The organism is Syntrophorhabdaceae bacterium (genome assembly GCA_035541755.1).
Lineage (GTDB): Bacteria > Desulfobacterota > Syntrophorhabdia > Syntrophorhabdales > Syntrophorhabdaceae > PNOF01.
Genome location: DATKMQ010000058.1, coordinates 1 through 21391 on the forward strand (window position 1 = coordinate 1; position 21391 = coordinate 21391).

The following is a 21391-nucleotide window of genomic DNA, read 5'->3' on the forward strand; positions in this document are numbered from 1 at the left end:
AAGCCCTAACGGATGGAAGGGCCACTCGGGCCTCATCGGCGCATATCTCGGCAATCAGCTTAGGATGAAAGGGGTGACTGTTGAGATAGGGTCCCTGCACGCTGCTTTTAGTTCCGAGACGAAAATGCAGGAGGTGGCAAATGCCGCCCAATCGGCCGACCAAATCGTACTGACCGTTCCTCTGTATGAGGATCAGCTTCCTGCGCCTGTAATTCATGCACTGGCTGGCATTGCCGGCTTGCTGCGGAATTCACCGGGAACAAAGCTTCCCCGCCTCGCCGTACTTGTCAACTCCGGTTTTCCCGAGGCGGTGCACAATGACGTTGCCCTTGCCATCTACCGGCAATTCGCTGTCACGAACGGCTGGGAGTGGGCCGGGGGACTGGAGATACCCGGAGGTGGGATGCTGGATGGAAAATCCCTCGAGAGCCTGGGACCGAGATCGCGCCGCATTCAGCAGGCGCTCGACCTTACGGCGGTCGCCCTCGCGTCAGGAGCTCCGGTTCCTGCTCGAGCCTTCGAGAAGGCACGTCGGCCATCTATTCCTGCCGGGCTCTATCGTTTCATGGCAAACTGCGGGTTCCGCTGGCATGCCAGAGGTACTTCACTTAAAGCTCAGCCTCTCAACGTAGAGACAGCGTCTCACGTGCAATGAGACCGCACAACATGAGGAGGGCCATCCCATGAAACGCGTTATGTTAATAGTTGTGATCGTGCTTATCGTCATCGCAACCGGTATGTTGATTTTAAGACGACAATTTTCAACACCATCATTTACTGATTTGAATCAGGAAATGCAGTACCTGCTTTCTGATTTGGTGAAAAACGACAAGACGGTCAAGAATTGCGTTTTGTCGGTTGTGACAGGCGATGGCTCCTTTTCCTTTTCAGGAGCGGCCGGTACTGCGAGCCAGGGCGGCCAGGTACCCATGACCAGGGGTACCCCCATTCACCTTGCGAGCATTACGAAGTTGTATACAGCCACCGTAATCATGCGATTATATGAGAAGGGATTGCTCTCGTTAGATGATACGATGTCACGATATCTCCCGGAAGAACTTATTAAGGGTATTCACGTATATAAAGGGAAGGACTATTCGCAAGAGATTACTATCAGGCAACTTTTGTCCCATACTTCAGGCATCGCAGATTACTATATGCAAAAGCCGAAAGGAGGGAAAAGCGTTTTCGAGTTACTCCTGGAAAATCCCGAACGTACATGGACGACCGATGAGACTATCGAATGGGCGAGAGACAAGCTGGAACCTAATTTCCGACCTGGTACGAATGCCTCGTATTCTGATACCAATTTCGCCCTGCTGGGAAAAATCATCGATGCCATAACCGGCGAGCCGCGTCACACCGTTTACGAGGACCTCATATTCCGTCCTTTGGGCCTCACGCACACCTGGCTGGTGGATAGTTCTGCGCCTCACCTCCCTGAGCCTTTCGCTCCGGCCGACGTATTCTATAAAAACAGAAACATCGCCAATATGCGCTCAAATGGGGCCTATTGGCCATATGTCGTTTCCACGGCGGAGGAAATGATCGTTTTCTTAAAAGCCCTCAATGACGGGCGACTTGTTCGAAAGGAAACGTTGAAATTGATGCACGACTGGCACAGGTTACAATTTCCTCTTCAGTATGGGTTCGGGACGATGTACTTTAAACTGCCTCCTCTGATGACGAGACTAACGCAACTCTCACCGTTATGGGGCCACTCAGGTTCTGCAGGCTCATTCCTTTACTACTCCCAGGACCTGGATCTATACCTTGCCGGAACTATCGATCAGGTGGATTCAAAGATAAAGCCGTTTGTGCTGATGATGAAGGTGGTGAGAGCTTTTCGGTCAAGAAGGTAATTTTGATCATATCGAAACGAGATCTTTCCACAAGGGTGATTCCTTCCCCTTAAGGAAATGGTTGCCCGACCTCTATTGTTTGATTGTACTGAACGAAATCAATTCTTGTATCAGTGTTGTAGTTTTCTCCTGGTAATCCGCACTTCTTCTCAGAGAGTCCAACACTCACTTCGCAGGTACAATCGCCAATTTTCAATAGAAGTTCATTTTGAAAAATTGATGCGGGGCAATTCTATTCAGTCCTTCCTGAAATCGAGCGTTTGATATTTCCATCCTTGGGGTAACATTACACGTGGTAATCGGTTTCCAAATAATGTATATTGGTTCATTGCTCTGTATCCCCGGCAGACAACGAGAGGTGAACAGGATCATGAGAAACCCATCCAAATCAAGTCCGAACGCGGCCGGCTTCCTGACAGAACCTTTCCTGTTTGTGCTGATACTCCTTGTGGCCTTTGTTCTCGTTTTTGGCTCGGCCTGTCTGGTCGCTTATCATTCATACAGAAATGCGGTCCATTATGCCATCCAGTCGGACGAAACGCGGGCCAAGCTCATCGGCGGTATAGTTCTGGAACATCACAAGGCTGCCCTTGGGATCGTTCAGTCGTATGCCAGCCGTCCGTTGCTCGTTGACGCGGTCAGGAAGAAGGACTTTAAGAAAGCCCTCTTCCATCTTACCTCTCTATCAACGAACAATCCAGAGTTCGCGACGTCATGGATCTCCAACCCCGACAGCACGGCATGGGTCAATTTCCCGGTTGATACACGAAGTTATGGCCGGGATCTCACCCAAAGAGACTGGTATAAGGGCGTGAGCGAGGATTGGAGACCCTATGTTTCTGACATCTACAAGCTCATCACCCAGGAACAGGGCCTCGCCGTATCACTTTGCGTTCCCATCTATGACGAAAAGAACAAGGTCATAGGTATATTCGGCTCAAGCATGACCACAAAATTCTATAACGACCTTGTGAGACATGTCGGTCTCGGTATGGATGCCAACGTAACCCTGGTTGATCGGGCAGGACATATCATTTATGGCGATCGATATCCCGGCAGCAAGGATGTCGTTCTTTACCCGCTCTTCGATACTGTCAAAAAAACGATGGCGCAAACAGGGGGCACTATCGAGGTTCGGGACATCTCTGACCGGAGCCAGATTGAATATGTTTCCCTTGCACCCGTTGAAGAGATCGGGTGGTCGGTTATCGTTGAGAGAACGAAAAGTGGCATCGTTCGCTTAATACTCAGAGAACTTATCCAGATTGGAGTCATCTCTCTTCTGATATTCATGCTGGCCGTCTTTCTCGCGGTAAACTGGATGAACAAACGCAAACAGATAAAAACGCTGAAGGAACAATCCGATATTTTGCGGGAACAGGCGCTTCTGCTCGATCTCTCGCACGACGCCATCCTCGTAAGGGACCCTGAGAGCAGGATTGTCTTCTGGAATCGCGGGGCCGAAGAAACCTACGGCTGGACACGCGAAGAGGCCCTGGGGAATATCACGCACATCTTTCTCAAGACCGTCTTTCCCATATCTTTCGATGTGCATATGAAGGAACTGAATCGTGAAGGCCGTTGGGAGGGGGAACTCATCCATACAAGGAAGGGTGGTTCTCGGCTCACTGTCCTCAGCAGGCAAGTGCTCCAATTGGATGAGACAGGCAAACCCATAGGTATCCTGGAGATCAACATCGATATCACCGACCGCAAGCGGGCGGAAATCGCGTTACTCGCAAGCGAACAGCGCTGGGCCACCACCCTGGCAAGCATCGGTGATGCGGTTATCTCCACGGACACGTCAGGCAGTGTCACATACATGAACGCCACAGCAGAGGCCTTAACGGGCTGGACACTCGATGATGCATTGCAGAAGGCTATAACGGAGGTCTTCCATATCATCAACGAGGAAACGCGTCTTGAAGTCGAGAACCCAATCAGCAAGGTACTCCGGGAAGGAATGATTGTCGGCCTCGCGAACCACACCCTCCTTGTGAAAAAAGATGGAACAGAGATCCCCATCGATGATAGCGGTGCACCTATCCGGGACAAAGAGGGCAGGACTCAAGGCGTAGTCCTTATTTTCCGGGACATCACCGAACGCAAGCAGGCAGAGCAGGCTCTCCGGCGTGAGATAGATGAACGCAGACAAACCGAAGACCAGCTTCGCCAGTCCCAGAAGATGGAAGCTGTCGGTACCCTGACAGGAGGCATAGCCCATGACTTTAACAACATCCTTGCCGCTATCTTAGGTTTTACCGAGATGGCACTGGAGGATGCCGCCGACCGCCCGGAGGTGGGAAGGAGTCTCCAAAATGTTCTCAAATCGGCAATGAGGGCACGAGAGCTCGTTAAACAAATCCTCGCCTTCAGCAGAAAGACCAATTATGAGAGAAGCCCTCTGTCCCTCACTTCTCTCATGAAGGAGACTGTCCAGTTCCTCCGCGCTTCTATTCCGAGCACGATTAGCATCGACCTTGCCACCACCGCGAGCTCGGATACAATACTTGCCGCCCCGGTTGAGGTGCAGCAGATCATCATGAACCTTGCCACCAATGCCTCCCTTGCCATGCAGGAGAAAGGAGGAACCTTAGAGATTACCCTCTCCGATATCGACTTCACACCGGAGTCCCCTGTACTGGAATTGGGTGTGATGCCCGGAGAGTATGTGCAGCTCACCGTAAAGGATACGGGTATCGGCATGACACCCGATGTTATGAAACGGGTCTTTGAACCCTTCTTTACCACACGGGAAGTGGGTAAGGGTACCGGCATGGGATTAGCGGTAGTATACGGGATCGTGAAAGACCTTCAGGGTACGATCACCGTAGAGAGTGAGCCGGGAGCTGGCTCAACCTTTAGGGTGTTGCTCCCCAAGGTGAAGGCTTCACCTCTAAACGATGAGATACGTACAGTCCAAGCAGCGAGAGGCACGGAGCACATTCTCTTTATCGATGACGAACCCATGCTTACCGAATGGGGAAAAACTACCCTTACCCGTCTGGGCTATACGGTAACCGCCGTAACGGACAGCAAGGATGCCCTGAACATTTTTTTCTCTGATCCATCTGTCTTCGATCTTATAATCACCGATCACACCATGCCCGGTATCACCGGGGTGCGATTCGCCAAAGAGCTTCTTAAGATCAAACCTGACATCCCCATTATCCTCTGTACGGGTCACAGCGAGACCGTATCTCCGGAGATAGCTAAGGAAGCGGGTATCAGAGAATACCTCATGAAACCTCTTGCCAAGGAGGAATTGGCGCAGGCCATCCGGCGGGTGCTGGATGCAAAGAAAGAAGAATAATTCGGAGCGTTCAAAACATTTGTCTTTATCGGCCTTGTAGGCGTCGCTGATTTTTTGGGTGACGCTATATTACAAACCGTAATCCTCAGTTCTTCATGATATGCCCAGCGAAGCAGTTGTAGGTGAACTCAATTTTTCACAAGCTCCCAATTTTGTCCCATGTCCCACCACGATTGTCCCAAAAACGCTCCTTTTGTGAGGTTTAGCGCACCGTAAGCGACTCGCGCCTCCCGAAGGACCCGCTCAGTTATTACTTAACGGTTCAATGACAGGTTCATGAGTCTCTCGAACTCTTCATTGAACTTGTTATTAACAAACTCGATCACGCGATTCATGATCTTTGATGTACCAAAGAGGGTTGCTATGCCTTGCTCGAGTCTTGTCTTGACAGGCATGCTGTCTTTATCGCTCCTTCCGAAGACGATGTCTCATCCGATTGCAGGCGTGCTACGAAGAGCTTATTGCCGTGTTTGCCTGGCACTTCCTTGGGGCCTTGGGTGAGCCTGATGACTGCCGTGACCACGTACCCTCGTCCGAGGTTTCCTGTGTGCTGTGCTTAGTGCGTACAGCAGAATCCTCCTCTTGCTGGCTATCACGACTTCTTTGTTATGCCTTGGAATTTGATATTGAATTTGTCAGTCATGCTTCACCTCACTATACCGATTTTTTGCATCCGTCTGTCTGTGCCTGGTATATAGATCACGTTATGCGGGCCGCACATTTCGGCGATGCGGGACGGGATTCTTTCGCCCCACTTATCCATCAGCTGTTGCAAAGACAGGTTACTGGTGAATACGGTCTGCCTGAGGTTCCGATGCCGGTCGTCAATTAGCTCGTAGAGCTTCTCGAAGACCCAGTCGTTGGTCTTTTCCACGCCGATGTCATCCAGGACAAGACAGGGCATCTCGGACAGGTCTCTCATCACGGCGAACTCGCTCTCGCCTAAATCTCCGTTGTAGCTCGCCTTTATCCTGCGGAGCATCTGGGCCATATTCACCATCTTGCCCCTGTTGTATTCACACATGAGGAGGGTGGTGAGGCAGGTTTTGCCGACGCCGGTTGGGCCTGAAACGAAGTAGCTCTCTCCCTTCGGAAACCCTTCAAATGCAGACCATAGGTTCGGCGTTATGTTCTCCCTGGATGCAGTAAAGTACCGGGGACCGATGTTCATCTTTCTCATCCTGATTTCTTTGAGAGCCTGTTCGCTGGTCTCAGGCTTCGATGACTCTTCCGAATCTTCGATAGGCATCTCTGCGATCCTCTGTAACAGTTGGTCGAGTTCCTTTTTGATGTGATCCGGTGGCATTGGCTCCTCCTTGAAATGGCGGCGTTGCCGCGTTTTTTTGCTTGGCCTTGGTTGTCGCTACGGTCCTGACGTAATTCACGCTATAGGCCTCGTTGTCGGTTGCGGTCTGCAGTGCAGCCCTGAATACATCGTTTTCGAAGCCTTTTGAGATCTCTGCGAGCTGACTGAGGAGGGCAAGGTAGCGGCTCTCTTTCATGAGCCCGGTCTTGTTATGGCTCTTTACATTGTCAAGAAATGCCTTGATGGCGGTTCTGGTATCCGGATCAAACGGATCGAGAGCTTTTTTTATTTCACCTTCATAATCTACCTCCGTCTCACCGCTCTCGCGCGAGAGAGGTGTTTTAGGTTTAGGTTTAGATTTAGATTCTTTTATATACTTCGGGTCACTGTCAGTTACCAGTTCACTTCCCGACCGGTGACTACCAGTTACCACCTGGTCTGCTGGCCTGTCACCGTGAGTTACCGGTTTACAACCCGACCGGTCACTACCAGTTACCAGTTCGGGGAGCTTCCAGTGCTTTGCATCGAGGAGCCGATATTTGTTTGGCTTGCCATGTTCCTTTAGGACCAGGATCATGTTAGCGGCTTCAAGCACTTCAACCTCACGGATCGCCTGCATCTTGCTCATTCCCCATTCGTCGGCTATCGTAGTGAGGGATGGCCAGCACTCGCGGGCGGCATCGGCATGGCGCAAAAGGCTGTTGTAGACGGCGCAACCGAATGGGCCGATTACCGGTCCGGCGCGGTCAACGAGGTCTCGCTGCGCGATGTAAAAGTCTCGTTCGCGGATGTCTTTGACCTGGATTGGATGATCAGCGGACGGCTTCATAGCACACCGCAAAGTGTTGCGACTTTTGTTGCGACCCCGAAAGCGGAGCAAGCAACATCAACGCATCACGGCGCACTGGGCGCAAAGGGGGTGGTTCGGAAGTAGTTGAAATTGCAAGAGATGCCTCAGAGCACGATGGCTTCCTAATCCATGTGCCGCATGTTCGAGTCATGCCGGGGGCACTTGCCTATCATCGTTCACAGATCATCGACGGATCAATGCGACTATCATCTTTTTTTGTGACCAGGGACACACTTTCTAGATTATGGGGGTTGAAAAGTGAGATGAATCTATTTTAAACTCACTTTAGGGTTATGAACGTAACATGGCAATCAAAAAATATTTGAAACATGAAAATAGTGTGATATACTTAGAAAGAGCATTAAATATAGGGAGGTAACCAATGAAAAGGAAAATACTTTTTGTTTCGATAATCCTTCTGGCCTCTGCTCTCGCCGCGCCGTACGCCTTCTGCGGGGAGATGAATGAACCGTATTCAAACGGTTCGAGCTCAGGCGAGTCCATGCTTTTTGACCTCCTGTTTCTGCGTCCATTAGGGATAGCCGCCTGCGCAATCGGCACAGCCGGGGCTATCGTTTCACTGCCTTTTACGATCCCGACGGGAACGGCTGGCGATGCGGTGAAAGCGCTCGTGACCGCGCCAGGCAATTACACCTTCGTGAGGCCGCTCGGGCAGTTAGAGCCACCGTCTTCGAATTATTAGAATTCACTCTTACGTAAAGGATTCCTGCGGGTCTTACCACTACGACATTGAACCGGAGAGTTCGATGTGCGTCCATCAAATTCAGAACTGATCAACGCCACTCACCAGTTTTCGAGAACTATCGGCAAAATCGCTATAGGATCGTCAGAAATCGGGGTGAAATTTATGTAAATTGCTCATCTCTCGATAATCAATAGTGGGACAAGTGCTTTCCCAGGACGAATAGCCCGATAAGTAAGGGCAAAACTAAAGAGGGAGATTAGGTGGACACCATGGGCAAAGAGAATAGAGATTACCAGCAGCACCTTTTAAACCAGCTGACCTATACGCTCTCGAAAGATATGTATTCAGCAACGCCGAGGGACAAGTACAACGCCGCTGTCCTGTCCATACGGGCCCAGATAGTGAATAAATGGATAAAGACGCAACAAGCCTACTATAAGGTCGACGCGAAAAGACTCTACTACCTCTCTCTCGAATTTCTCATGGGCAGGCTGCTTAAGAACTACCTCATCAATCTCGACATGCTGGAGGTTTACCGGCAGGCCATCGACGTGTTTGCCACGAACCTCGAGGATGTGTTCGAATATGAATCGGACGCAGGGCTTGGCAACGGGGGGCTCGGCAGACTTGCTGCGTGCTTTCTCGATTCCATGGCCACCCTGGACTATCCCTGTTATGGATATGGCATTCGATACGAGTACGGAATCTTCACGCAAAGAATAAGGGATGGCTATCAGACCGAAGCCCCTGACAACTGGCTCCGCTACGGAAACCCCTGGGAGTTTCCCAGGCCGGAGCTTTTGTACCCTATCCACTTCTACGGGAGGGTCGAGTGTCATGCCAACTCGCAAACGGAATGGCTGGATGCCGATGAGATCCTGGCCATGGCCTATGATTATCCTGTGCCGGGGTTCAAAACGGAGACGGTCAATACATTGCGTCTCTGGGCCGCAAAGTCCACACGTGACTTCGATTTCGACTATTTCAACAGTGGCGACTATGTGCGAGCCGTTGAAAACAAGAACAATAGCGAGAATATATCCAAAGTTCTCTACCCCAACGACCTTTCTTTGGCGGGAAAGGAGTTGCGCCTTAAGCAGCAATACTTCTTTGTTGCAGCAACGCTCGCCGATATCATCCGACGATACAAGAAATTTCACCCTAATTACAACGAACTGCCCCAGAAGGTGGCAATCCAGCTGAACGACACGCACCCGTCGATCGCGATCCCGGAGATGATGCGCATACTTGTTGATGACGAAGGCTTCTCCTGGGACGCAGCAAAGAAACTGACGCTTCAGACTTTTGCTTATACCAACCACACGATACTGCCCGAAGCCCTTGAAACCTGGTCGGAGGGCCTCTTTGCGCACATGCTTCCCAGACACCTGCAGATAATACAGGAAATGGACAGGAAGTTCATGATCCAGGTGGCGAGAAGGTTTCCCGATGAGCCCGAGAAGAAAAAAGCGATGGGTATTATCACGGGCGATAATGACAGGGCGGTTCACATGTCGAGGATCGCGATAGTGGGATCTCACACGGTGAACGGCGTCTCTCAGCTTCACAGCGAGCTCTTGAAGACACACGTGTTCAGCGATTTTTACATGATGTTTCCGGAAAAATTCCAGAATGTCACGAACGGAATCACGCACAGAAGGTGGCTTCTGGAATCGAACCCGGGACTCTCAGCGCTTATCACCGAGGCGATCGGCGACGGCTGGACCACCGACCTCGAAGAACTCAAAAAGCTGGACGCTTTCGTTGAAGATTCTAGTTTTTGTACACGCTTCCGCGAGATCAAAGACGAGAACAAGATGAGGCTCGTCAGGTTCCTGGAGCGAGAATCCGATCTGTCCTTTACCCCGCAGTTCATGCTCGATTGCCAGGTCAAGCGGTTTCATGAGTATAAGCGTCAGCTTCTCAATATCTTTCATGTGATCACGCTCTACAACAAAATTAAAGAGGGCAGGATAGACGAGAACTATACGCCAAGGGTTGTCATGTTTTCCGGCAAGTCGGCGCCGGGTTATTTGCTTTGCAAGCTTGTGATAAAGCTTATCCATAACGTCTCGGAGGTGGTCTCTGCCCACCCGCTCGTGAGGGACAAACTTGAGGTGGTATTCGTGCCTAACTACGGCGTGACCCTGGCCCAGCTCATCATGCCAGCGGCTGAATTGTCCGAGCAGATTTCCACGGCGGGATATGAGGCCTCGGGCACGGGTAATATGAAGTTTGCTCTCAACGGGGCTTTGACCATTGGCACCTATGACGGGGCAAACATAGAGATACGCGAAGAGGTGGGAGAAGAGAACTTCTTCCTGTTCGGGCTCAACGCGGAGGAAATAATCGACTTGAGGTCCCACTACGATCCCCGCGCGCTTATCGATAAGAATCGCGATCTTGCGCAGATCATGCAGCAGCTCTCGAGCGGCTTCTTTTCGCCGGAAAACAAGGACCTGTTCCAGCCGATCGTTAATACTATTATGGATGGTGATCGATATTGCATCCTTGCGGACTATGCATCGTATATAGAATGCCAGGAAAAGGTCTCACAGGTATACCGCGACAAAGAGAAATGGACCAGGATGGCTGTGCTGAACGTGGCTCGTTCGGGCAAGTTCTCCAGTGACCGGGCGATCAACGAATATGCGAGGCATATCTGGAATATCACCCCGGTCGATATTGAATAAGAGCGCTTAAAGCGCCGAGACGTAAGACGTGATTGAGCCTAAAGCCGTGATCTCACGGGTAGGGCGCGGACTACCACACCTCGCAAAACCTGCTTGACTTCAATCCTATGCCATGATAGTTCATTTTCACGTATCAAAGAAGATAGCGACAAGAAGAGATGGGAAGATATCCACACATATTTCAAACAGGCCGGATCGGAAAGCTCGAAACCAAAAACAGGATTAAATATGCTGCAACAGAAACAAATTTCCCTTTCGGTGACGGATATGTGACGGACAGAGAAGTGGCGTACATGGAGGCCCAGGCCCGGGGAGGGGCGGGGATCATCACCACGCAGGGCGCGTACCCTGACGAAAAAGGTGAGGGGAAGGGCTTCAAAGGCATGATGGCAATATCGCATGACCGATTCATACCGGGGCTTACACGCATTGCCGATGTGATTCGCGCGAACGGCGCTCTTTCTTGCGTGCAGATACTCCATTGCGGCAGGGAAGGCGGCGTTGATCTTGATTACTGTCTCATGCCCTCCGTTGTTCCACAGAAACTTTCTTATTTCAAGCCTCCGAGGGAGATCACGAGGGATGAGATCACCCAGGCGATAAAAGACCATGTAGAAGCAGCGGGACGAGCGCAGAGGGCGGGTTTTGATATGATCGAGCTTTCCGGTATCGTGGGCTACCTCATGTCGACCTTTCTCTCCCGATACACTAATAAAAGAACCGATGAATACGGCGGCGATATCCGAAACAGAGCAAGACTCATGGTTCAGATCATCGAGGGCGTGAAGAGACGGGTAGGGGACATGCCGGTGGGCATCAGGCTTTGCGGCAATGAATTACTTGACGATCGGGGCGGTAACACCATGGAGGAGAGCATAGAAAGCTGCAAGATTGCTGAAGAGGCGGGGGCTGACTATGTGAGCGTGACCATCGGATGGCACGAGTCTTCACAGTCGGTCATCACCCGAGACGTACCCATGGGACACTGGCTCTTCGTGGCAGAGGCCGTGAAAAAGGCTGTGAACATACCCGTTATGATGGCCTTCCGCCAGTTTCTCCCCCATATTCCCGAAGCAGCCGTGGTCTCCGGCAAAATCGATTTCTGGGAGATGTGCAGGCCCATGATTGCGGATCCGGAACTTCCCCGGAAGGTCATGGAAGAGCGGGAAGATGAGATCATTCCGTGTATTGCATGCAATCTCTGCTTTTCACGACTCTACTATCATCAACCGATCATGTGCTCGGTCCGTCCAACTTTAGGCCATGAAGGTGAGACGAGTTGGGGCTATTATGGATTCTCCAAAGCGAGACAAAAGAAAAAGATTGTGGTCGTGGGCGGAGGCCCGGCAGGGCTTCAGTGTGCGCTTACTGCGGCTGAAAGGGGTCATGATGTAACCTTATTCGAAAAGAGGGGCGAGCTCGGCGGAAACATCCTTCTCGCGTCACGGGTCGATGACGGGGCCGTTGAGCTTCTACGACCAATAAATACATTGAAGTCCCTGTGTGATAAGGCCGGGGTGAGATTTTATGTTGGGGTCCCATGCACGCCGGAGACCCTTGCGGACAAAGACTTAGACGCGCTCGTCATCGCAACAGGCCCTTCGGTGAAAAGCTTTCCTCAAGGGGTGCTCACGCCCAAAGATGTGATCGGAGAGGGCGTAAAGCCTGGGGAGAGAGTTATCATTATCGGAGGGAGCGGCGTGGGTCTCGGGGTAGCGGTATTTCTCTTGCGCCATGGTGATTACCGGATCACGATTGTGGAAGAGAGTAGCAAGATAGGCCGTGACGTAAATCCGTTTTATCTCTGGCAGTACATGGGACTTTTGAAAAAGAAAAAGGTGGCATTTCATATGAGGAGTAGAGCGAACGTTTCCGGGAGCCACCTTGTGCGTGTGTCGGGCGCTTTAGCTGATCAAGCACTCGAGGGCGACAGCGTGATCATGGCTTCATTTGAGTCCCAAAAAGCGGCACCGGAGAAATTTCAGGGTATTGCCCAGGAAGTCTATGTTATAGGTGACGCAAAGAAACCGAGGAGACTCGATAATGCCATACACGACGGATACCGCCTGGGAATGGTGATTTAATGATACCCGTAATCGATGAAGAGGAGTGCACGGGCTGCGGAGCATGTGTAGATGTATGTCCTCCATCGGCCATCTGCCTGGAACATGAGAAAGCCCTCCTAAATACTGATTTGTGCGAAGAGTGCGGTTTTTGCGCGGCAGAATGCCCGGTCAAAGCTATAAAGATTCCCTTTCCCTTATCCCATAACTAACCGATTCGCGGTTTAAGTATCCCAGAAAACGCTCGATAAACTCTATTAGCACCGAATTTGCCCGGACGTATGAGACCTAGGCCCGGCCGGTCATCTATAAAGATCTGCGAGGACAGCATGGAAACCAAGATACTCCTTGAAACCGGGACGAACGAAGCGGAGATTCTCGAACTGTTTATTGACGAGGAAGAGTATCGGGGCTTCTACGGGGTCAACGTTGCCAAGGTCATAGAAATCATTCCCATGCCCACCAAGACGATTAAGCCGCCTGATGCAAAGAGGGGCGTAGTCTGTGGACTTTTCAATCATCGGGACAAGGTCATAGTACTCATCGATCTTGCCCATTGGCTCAAGAAAAAAAGCGTTGAAAAGCGGCCTCCCAACGTGCTTATTACGGAGTTCAACAATGTTGTCACCGCCTTCAAGGTCTCCGGGGTCACGAGAATTCATCGTGTTACCTGGGAAGACATAAAGCCTCTTGATGGCTATATGGATGGCGTGAGCGATGCGGTCACCGGTGTGATCGAACTGGAAAACAAGCTTGTCTTTCTGCTCGATCTGGAAAAAGCCATCAGCGAGTTGAACCCTGAATTGGCCATTAAGAGCTCCTCCTCTGACGATGCGACCCCATTTGAGTTCAATCTGGACAAACCCATAAAGGTCCTCCATGCCGACGATTCAAACGTTATTCGCCACAACGTGAAGCTCCGCCTGGAGGAAAACCACTGTTTTTCGGTTGACTCCGTTATTAATGGAGAAGAAGCGTGGAAACATCTTGTCGCGCTCAAAGAGAATGCACATAAACAGGGCCGTGAACTCACGGATTTCGTGGATGTGGTCCTGACCGACATAGAGATGCCTGGTATGGATGGATATCACCTGTGTAAACGGGTGAAAGAGGATCAGGAACTCAAGACGCTCCCGGTCATTCTTTTTTCCTCGCTCATTACCGACAAACTCGCTCACAAAGGAGAAGCCGTCGGGGCTGACGGTCAGTTCGCAAAGCCCGATTTAAAGCTCCTGGGCTTCATGAGAGAGCTCGTAGAAAAAAGAAGAAAAGCCGCTTAACAAGCCACTAGCAGTAAACGCCGTTTTCCTCCGCCGGAATAAAAGAAAGCCACCGGCTTTAGGTGGGGGGAACCGGTGGCTTCTAATATGGCAGCCCCGTGAAATGATATGGTATGGTGTGGGGCTGATCGAAGTATAACATCGTCTTCTTCTCTGAAAAATGATCAATGTCACACTTTTTCTCCCCGCCAGAAAGACTCGATGACCCGCTCACTACGTGTTTCTGAGACTTGCAGGAAACTCTTTCGTTACCAGTGGTTATAGGGAGCATTGTTGGCGATATATTCGAGCCCTTGACTTGTTGGTCTTTATGTAGCATAAATTGGTTATGTCAGATCCAAAATGGACGCTCGTAGATAATGCCATGAGGCCTCGCAGTCCCCGTAGAGTCGGACAAAAACGCAAGGAGAAAGTGGGAGCGGGCCGCGTTGGGGGAAAATCGGCTAAATTCCCTCCCCGTACCATAACGGCTCTGGAACAGAAGTACAGGCTGGACAGAGGTGGACTATATCTGCCCGATGGCGTGGTCGATCCCTCAGCGCTCAAAAAGGGTTTCGCGAAAGCCAAGACAGAGATACGTTCTATGATTGATGAAGTAGCCGGTTTGGTCGTAAGCGGCGAGCACAAAGTCAGCGAGATAGAACTATCCGTAAGCTTTTCTGCTGATGGAAAGTTTCTTGGTTTTGGCGTGGGCGGCGAGACCTCAATAAAGATCAAAATAGTTCCTTCTTCGTGAGCAAACGCGTTTTTCAAGGTACTCCACCTTCCTTGGTATAGGGTTGCCGCGTCAGGCAGATATCGGCTGTAAAAACATTTAACAAAAGAGAATCAAAGGACGACGATGGAAGAAAAGTATTGGGTAAATATGGCGCTGAAAGTCTGTAGGGAGTGCGGAGAGGTGACAGACCTCAAACCATAACGAGGAGGTTCCGATGCCCTTCTGGTTCAAGATGGCGATGGTATGGTTTATCTTGCTGCTCCTCACAGGATTTCTCAGACGTAAATCGATGCCGAAGGCCATAGGTTTCATCCAGGCTCTGTCAAAGGATAAGACAGACAAATTCCTCGGGAGGTATTCGCTTGTGGTCACATGCGAGAAGATCCGGCTCTTCATCTTTCCGTTGGCTGCATGTATCAGTTTGTACTCCCTCTATCTTTCTGCTTCCGGATACTTCGTCTATTCCGCAATAACCTTTGTGCTGGTCTATTTATTTCTCCTCAATGATTTTACGTACCGCAGAGGGATGATGAGCAAAATCAGAGCCGAAGAGCATCATTCAGAAGACTCCGGCGCATAACGAGACAAAGGATTGAGAGGGTAAAAATATTCGGCTTATGCCAGTATAAATCATCTGCGCTTTTTCATAGCGACAGAGGCGGGCAGGCACAAGGGACAGGTTACACTCGGCCCGGTAGCCGGCAATAGAGAGGATTTGTATGTTACATCATTGAGGTTCCTGAAGGGTAATGATGTTCCTTGCAACATAGATGGAACGGACTGCTTCGCGGAACGCCGCAAGTTTTCGTGCAAAGAGCAGCGAAGCCACGGCGCAACACGCGCCGCCGAGAAGGACTGTCTTGGGCGCTCCGATATGACTTGCGAGACTGCCTGCCATAAGACTTCCGAAAGGAGACATGCCCATAATGGCCATGGCATAGAATCCCATGACCCTGCCGCGCTTCTCGTCGTCCACAACCGTTTGTATGATCGTGTTGCACGAAGCCATGGTTCCCATCATGCCACAGCCCGCGATGAATATGGCGACAAATGAAAAAATCTCTCGATGAGACAGAGAAAAAATCATAAGTCCCAGTCCAAAGAGGAAGCACTCGATCACAGTGAACCTCTCCAACCGCACGACACTCTTTCTGGTGGCAAGGTATCCCGCCGCAACCAATGCGCCTATGCCGAGGGTGCCCATGAGAAAACCGAGTGTGTGCGGCCCGCCGTGAAGAACGTCCCTCGCGAAGACGGGCATAAGAACCTGTACCGGCATTCCCATGATGCTTATGAGGCTGAGCAGGAGCAACAAGTATCGTATTGGCGCAAACCCGAATGCGTACCGATAACCGTCTTTCAGATCATGCCACGGATGCGCCTGAGATTGCTTCCTATCGCTACGTCTGACCTTCATAGCCAGGAGTGCAACAATGATGGCTACGAAACTCAATGCGTTGAGAACGAAACAAATACCCTCCCCGAACCCGGCAACCGCAAGGCCGGCAAGGGCCGGGCCGGCCAGGCGAGCTCCGTTAACCATCATAGAGTTAAGCGCGATAGCATTCGGCAAATCTTCTTTATTCCCTACCATATCGATGACGAAAGACTGACGGGCGGGCATATCAAATGCGTTAATGATACCGAGTGAAAGGCTTAGTAGAAAGATCTGCCAGACTGCAATGTGTCCTGTAAGAGTAAGGGCAGCGAGGATGATCGACTGGATGGTGGCCAAAATCTGGGTGACCAGTAACACCCGGTAACGGCTCGATCGGTCGATAAAGACTCCGGCGAAGGAAGCCAGGATGAACGTGGGGACCTGTCCGGCAAAGCCGACAAACCCAAGAAGAAAGGCTGAGCCCGTGATACGATAGACGAGCCATGATACAGCTATTCGCTGCATCCAGGTGCCTATGAGGGAAAGACCCTGTCCCGCAAAGAATAGGCGGTAGTTTCTATGACCGAGGGCACCCATCATGAGCCTCGAGGCAACACCACTATTTCTGTCAGATCGCTTCGCCACCGTCTCTCCCTTGAGGGTACTGCGTGTGCTCGTTTTTTTCCTTATCCTGGCCCAGCGTTCAGACGCTTGAGAGAGACCATTTGCGCTCTGCTCACCACTGAAGGGTATTTTCCTATTGAATTACGCGAAAGGTCTTTGGCCCTGGACAGTAATCATGCTGAATATCTTCGCTCCATAATCGGCATACAAGCATAGCACGGATAAGAAATTACGCGCAACTCCGGGGGAGAAGAAAGGTACCATCATGCAATCTTGCACATCGATCAAGAGCATCAAACTGAGGATTCCAGTCAAAAGCGTTAACGATGGAAATTGCTGAACAAAACAATGCACGGGTCAGGGGGCGAGGAGCCAGTCCATGGCGCGCGGGCATTCCGAATCAACCACATTGTGGAGCACCTCGACAAGATCGTGGAGCTGATGAGCGTCAACGCCGGCATCAGGAGGGAGTGAAAGGGGAGGGAATTATACCTACTAATCGAGCCTTGGTCTTCTGACGAAGAAACGAGAAGTACGGGTTGAAAGGCAGCATAAGTCCACCAGGCGGTCTGGTAATCACTTCGAGGAGACCATCTCCGAAGGCTTCCCAATACCTAATTTTCTCAACCGGAAGCGAAGCGTCGTAGGTTTCAATCCAAGAATGTCTTTTCGGAGGCCGAAGAACTCCTCTACCTACAAGTGTCGAGTCGTAGGGCGGTCAGACCAAGGTAAGATCGCCGACTGTAATAATGAGTCCGGGAGATAGAGGCTCGGTTGTTAGTTGAGTCATTTTCCGTGGAGCACAGCCACCCAGCGTAACGCCTCAGCCTCGCTGATCCTTCCGAGATACATCTAAGTGTTTTTATTACCCTGGTGCCGCAGGATTACCTTCGAGATAATTTCAAGGGTTATATCATTTCGGCTCACATAGGTAGCTGAGTGGAGTTTGTGGTGATGGGGTTTGTGCGATGGATGTGAAAGGTACACGTTCCATGTTTCGTGTGAAACCATGCATTACGTGAGAAACTACGGTCGAAAATGAATTTGTTTTTGCGTTGTTAACCTATTCTATCTACAATTTTCGTCGGTGATCACAGAAAAAAGATGGAGGATTTAAAGGATTAAGTATAACTTAGTTATGCATCGTGAGACTGGACGCCACTCTACAGGCCCTGCGAACCTGGCATAGATCCTGCATTTCCCTTGGCATGATGTGTAACCTCAACATAACTGGCCCACCCATTAATAAACTGACCGAGACCAAGCAATGTCCGAACTGCAAACGAGAAAACAAGGCCACCGCAGTCGTATGCCGTTATTGCTATTCAACCGTGGACAGGGGTGCATGGAGTGCAAAAATCCGAGCATCCGCCGAAGCGAATGACAAAGAAAAGGGTTTTGTACCAGCCTCCTGTTCCTTGCGGACCTATCTGAACCACAAAGAGAACAGGCACATAAACCGTGTGCGTCTTCGGAGATTCAATCGGCAGAAGGCCGAACTCCAGGAATTGATTCCAGCACAAGACCTGCCCTTGCATGATAGGTTTATCGGCCTAGCACGTCAAGTGATTGCGGAAGGAGTTAGAACAGGCGCTACCAAGGAATGTCCGAACTGTAAACGAGAGAATAATGCCAGAGCAGTCGTATGCCGTTATTGCTATTCAACCATGGACAAGGGTGCATGGCGGGCAAAACCTGAAAGTGCAAAAGAAAGGCGTTTTGTACCAGCTTCCTGTTCCTTGCATACATACTTGAAGTATAAACAAAACAGCCACATAAACCGCGTGCGTCGACGTAGATTGAATGAGCGCAAGTCCGAACTCAAGGAACTGATTCCCAGACAAGAGCCGCCCTCGGATGATAGGCTTGTCGGTCTGATACCTCAGGTCGGGAAAGGGGAGGAAAGAAACCAAAGAGTTGCTACGAGATGGCCGATACAGAATTCCAGGCCGATCCTCCCTGTTCGGTCGCAGGCTATTCGAGGGGACTCAAGCACGTCACAAGGATTATCGGGCATCTGGTCTTATCCCATAAAGATTTTTGGTAGCAGACGCTCTGGCAGAAAATACGGACCAACCGGGGTTTAAGCATAATGAGCCGGGGCACCGATAAAAAAGGGGCCTATTCAATCGAGCCCCCATTCAGCCGAGGGTATTACTCGACCTCTGGACCGATTAATTGGAGGCAGGTCAGTAAGGTCAGGGGAGCTTAGCCAACATTCCACTCCTTTAGTGCGAGCTCGCGCTGCTTACCCTCAAAAACCCAGATAAATCTCCTTTTGAACATGTCATGGAAAGTGATCTGGATCTGTATCCTTTTTGCAGCATAATCGTCTTCACGGAAAAAGAGTAATTCTTCATCTGGACCCACAATCGAGTACCGCTCGCTGATTTGGGCGTTGTGCCCAAATGCGCTGCCCACGCCGGTCACCAGGTGCGCACTGTCCGGCAATGGCATCTTAAGAACCGAAACGTTAAGGGCTGGTCCTTTTCCTTTATTTTTCACGTAGAGAGCCTCGAATCCCTCAGTGTTTTTCGGTGTGAAACCCATGACAGGCATAATCGAATAAGTGAATGTGTCATCTGATCTCTGCTCGGTGTTACTGGAGGCCGCGATAAGAGTCCTTGTCTCCTTCCAGTATTTATAGATGTATATAACCGCAAGAAAAAGCGTTGCGAATGCGGCTGCAGTGACCAGTATATAGAGCCATTGCACCACGATATCGAGTTTGTATAGCGCTGGAATGGATACAAGCAGGATGAACAATGTAGATGGTATCAACCACGGATTAACCTTCTTCAGATTATCTGATAAAGACTTCAATCTCATACTGGGTTGTCCTCGCAAAGGCTAATGGCAATCATGTGATCAGCCGTTCGTACCTGCCCGCCCGAAATCGGGTTAGGGAGTCAGAAGCACATCAGAGGCCGGATCGGGGCCGATGCCCGGTTTACCCTCAGGTAAGCCATCGCTGTTATAGACGATTTGCCCGCAGCACCTTCCTACCCATCCATTGCCAAACCGGAGAAGGTCGATCTTTTTTCCGCAAGAAGGACAGAGAAAAATACCCCGCATCCCCTCCAACTTTATCCCATCATCGGACATGGGAAGGATTATACATGGAAAGTATTAAAAATTTGATACTAATTAAATGCATTAGGAATACACTAATAATTAGTGTATTATCAGAGGGTTTTAAGATGAGTTTGAAGATTAGTTTTTTTGTTGTTTAACTTGAGCTTCTTTCTGATACTGTTCCTGTAGGAGTCGATTGCTCGATTGCCGACTCCAATGACCTCAGCGATCTCTTTGCTCGTCCTGCCGTCCCGTATCAGATTTGCCACCTCGGTTTCCCGTGGAGTGAGACCAAGCTGTTGGATGTTGCGTAGGAAGGGGGATACAATCTCGTTCAGGTTGCCCTCCATAATGCTGAGTAAAGAGCGTTGCCGCTCCTCGAGTTTGCCCTTCATAAGCATTCGGACGTATGGGAGGACGAGTCGTTTCACGTTTGCGACCAGTTGCTGTCCCAGGGCTTCCTTTTCCTCCTGCACCTGATGCAGCAACAACTTGAGCGCCGCGTTGAGCTCTTCCACGACCAGGGTCTTTTTTTCGAGCTCCGCGGTGCGTTCCTTCACTAACTCTTGCAATCTGTCGCGATGTCCCTTCAATTCTTCCTGTGCGCTCTTAAGGGCTGTTATGTCACGAATAAATGCAGTATGCAGGCGGCGGCCGTCTTCCACAAAGTAGCCTCCCGCAATTTCAACCGGAAAGATGGTGCCGTCTTTTTTCCGGTGGTGACGTAGGGGTACTCTGGTAACTAAGTTGTTGATTGCAGCTCTGGTTTTGTCCGGCTCAGAGGAGACGTCGAGGTTCTTTATGCGCAAGAATTCGTCTTCTGTATAACCGTAGAGACTGCACGCAGCACCATTGGCCGCAATGATGTCCCCCGTGTCCCTGTCCACAACGAGAATGCTGTCCTGTGAAGTTTCAAAGAGGGAGCGGAAACGATTTTCGCTCTTTGTTAACGCCTCTAGGGCCCGCCGGCGCTCTGTGACATCACGAATGGTCATGGCCGTCATTTCTTGACCGTTCGCTGCGGTAAAGAGTGTGCTCGAAACCTCAACTGAAAAAGTGGAGCCATCAGAGCGGCGTGCCATAAGTTCACCCTGAAATCTCCCAGTCTTGGCCCGCTCCGCGATGGCTGCCTTCAGGCTTTCATCATCCACCATCACGCCTGGCCTGCCGACACGAAGGAGTTCTTCTTCCTTCATCAGAAACATCTCACATGCCCTGCTGTTGGCAGCGAGTACGGTGCCATCCTGTTGAGTAAGTAGCATGCCGTCCAGGCTGGTTTCGAAAAGGGAACGATAACGATCCTCAGATCCTGGCATGGCTTCCTGCACGGGCTTGACTGATAAGGGCCTGCTCTCTGTCATCCAAGAATTTTATCATCGTACTTCGAAATTGTCTGCAAAAAACTTTAGGCGTATTCTGTCCTCGATTGCCAATTGTAAGTCGCGATGTTCTTTTAAAAGTCCATTTCGCAAATTTCAGTCAAAAAGGATTACTGATGGAAATTGCTGGTGAAGCAATGAGAG

15 protein-coding genes are annotated in these 21391 nt (G+C 50.6%); 9 read left to right on the forward strand and 6 right to left on the reverse strand.

The genetic code is table 11. The features are described 5' to 3' along the window. The 3 genes from VMT62_05165 to VMT62_05175 form a co-directional block, all read left to right on the forward strand. Positions 1 to 655: hypothetical protein (locus VMT62_05165; protein HVN95795.1), on the forward strand; the 655-nt coding region annotated here is incomplete at its 5' end. A gap of 28 nt (positions 656 to 683) precedes the next feature. Next, positions 684 to 1862, forward strand: coding sequence for a serine hydrolase domain-containing protein (locus VMT62_05170; GenBank protein ID HVN95796.1), 1179 nt, complete (start codon positions 684 to 686; stop codon positions 1860 to 1862). A gap of 370 nt (positions 1863 to 2232) precedes the next feature. Then, on the forward strand, positions 2233 to 5175 hold the full coding sequence (locus VMT62_05175) for a PAS domain S-box protein (protein HVN95797.1): 2943 nt from the start codon (positions 2233 to 2235) through the stop codon (positions 5173 to 5175). 254 nt (positions 5176 to 5429) lie between these two features. Here VMT62_05175 and VMT62_05180 read toward each other — a convergent pair whose 3' ends face one another. From VMT62_05180 to VMT62_05190, 3 genes are all read right to left on the reverse strand, one after another. Then, positions 5430 to 5570 (reverse strand): hypothetical protein, encoded by a 141-nt coding sequence (locus VMT62_05180; protein ID HVN95798.1) that lies wholly within the window; start codon positions 5568 to 5570, stop codon positions 5430 to 5432. Between the two features lie 251 nt (positions 5571 to 5821). Continuing rightward, positions 5822 to 6424, reverse strand: coding sequence for an ATP-binding protein (locus tag VMT62_05185; GenBank protein ID HVN95799.1), 603 nt, complete (start codon positions 6422 to 6424; stop codon positions 5822 to 5824). Beyond that, positions 6387 to 7310 (reverse strand): helix-turn-helix domain-containing protein, encoded by a 924-nt coding sequence (locus VMT62_05190; protein ID HVN95800.1) that lies wholly within the window; start codon positions 7308 to 7310, stop codon positions 6387 to 6389. The genes VMT62_05185 and VMT62_05190 overlap by 38 nt, the downstream gene beginning before the upstream one ends. Before the next feature lie 403 nt (positions 7311 to 7713). Here VMT62_05190 and VMT62_05195 point away from each other — a divergent pair, with 403 nt between their 5' ends. From VMT62_05195 to VMT62_05220, 6 genes are all read left to right on the forward strand, one after another. Beyond that, complete coding sequence (locus tag VMT62_05195; protein HVN95801.1) at positions 7714 to 8034, forward strand: hypothetical protein; 321 nt, start codon at positions 7714 to 7716, stop codon at positions 8032 to 8034. A gap of 272 nt (positions 8035 to 8306) precedes the next feature. Continuing rightward, positions 8307 to 10730 carry a glycogen/starch/alpha-glucan phosphorylase gene (locus tag VMT62_05200; protein ID HVN95802.1) on the forward strand — a complete coding sequence of 808 codons (2424 nt, stop codon included), beginning with the start codon at positions 8307 to 8309 and terminating at the stop codon, positions 10728 to 10730. A gap of 158 nt (positions 10731 to 10888) precedes the next feature. Beyond that, a complete protein-coding gene (locus VMT62_05205) occupies positions 10889 to 12814 on the forward strand; it encodes an FAD-dependent oxidoreductase (protein ID HVN95803.1) in 1926 nt (641 codons plus the stop codon). A 308-nt stretch (positions 12815 to 13122) separates the two neighbouring features. Then, positions 13123 to 14073 carry a chemotaxis protein gene (locus tag VMT62_05210; protein HVN95804.1) on the forward strand — a complete coding sequence of 317 codons (951 nt, stop codon included), beginning with the start codon at positions 13123 to 13125 and terminating at the stop codon, positions 14071 to 14073. 328 nt (positions 14074 to 14401) lie between these two features. After that, a complete protein-coding gene (locus tag VMT62_05215; protein HVN95805.1) occupies positions 14402 to 14809 on the forward strand; it encodes a hypothetical protein in 408 nt (135 codons plus the stop codon). A 196-nt stretch (positions 14810 to 15005) separates the two neighbouring features. Then, on the forward strand, positions 15006 to 15371 hold the full coding sequence (locus VMT62_05220) for a hypothetical protein (protein HVN95806.1): 366 nt from the start codon (positions 15006 to 15008) through the stop codon (positions 15369 to 15371). Between the two features lie 147 nt (positions 15372 to 15518). On the opposite strand, the gene VMT62_05225 is transcribed toward VMT62_05220, so the two are convergent. The 3 genes from VMT62_05225 to VMT62_05235 all read right to left on the reverse strand — a co-directional run bounded on the left by VMT62_05225 (position 15519) and on the right by VMT62_05235 (position 21184). Next, the gene (locus VMT62_05225; protein HVN95807.1) at positions 15519 to 16814 is read right to left on the reverse strand and encodes an MFS transporter; all 1296 of its coding nucleotides are present in this window, start codon (positions 16812 to 16814) and stop codon (positions 15519 to 15521) included. A 2187-nt stretch (positions 16815 to 19001) separates the two neighbouring features. Further along, positions 19002 to 19622, reverse strand: coding sequence for a hypothetical protein (locus VMT62_05230; protein HVN95808.1), 621 nt, complete (start codon positions 19620 to 19622; stop codon positions 19002 to 19004). Between the two features lie 356 nt (positions 19623 to 19978). Continuing rightward, on the reverse strand, positions 19979 to 21184 hold the full coding sequence (locus VMT62_05235) for a PAS domain S-box protein (protein HVN95809.1): 1206 nt from the start codon (positions 21182 to 21184) through the stop codon (positions 19979 to 19981). Positions 21185 to 21391: the final 207 nt, after the last annotated feature.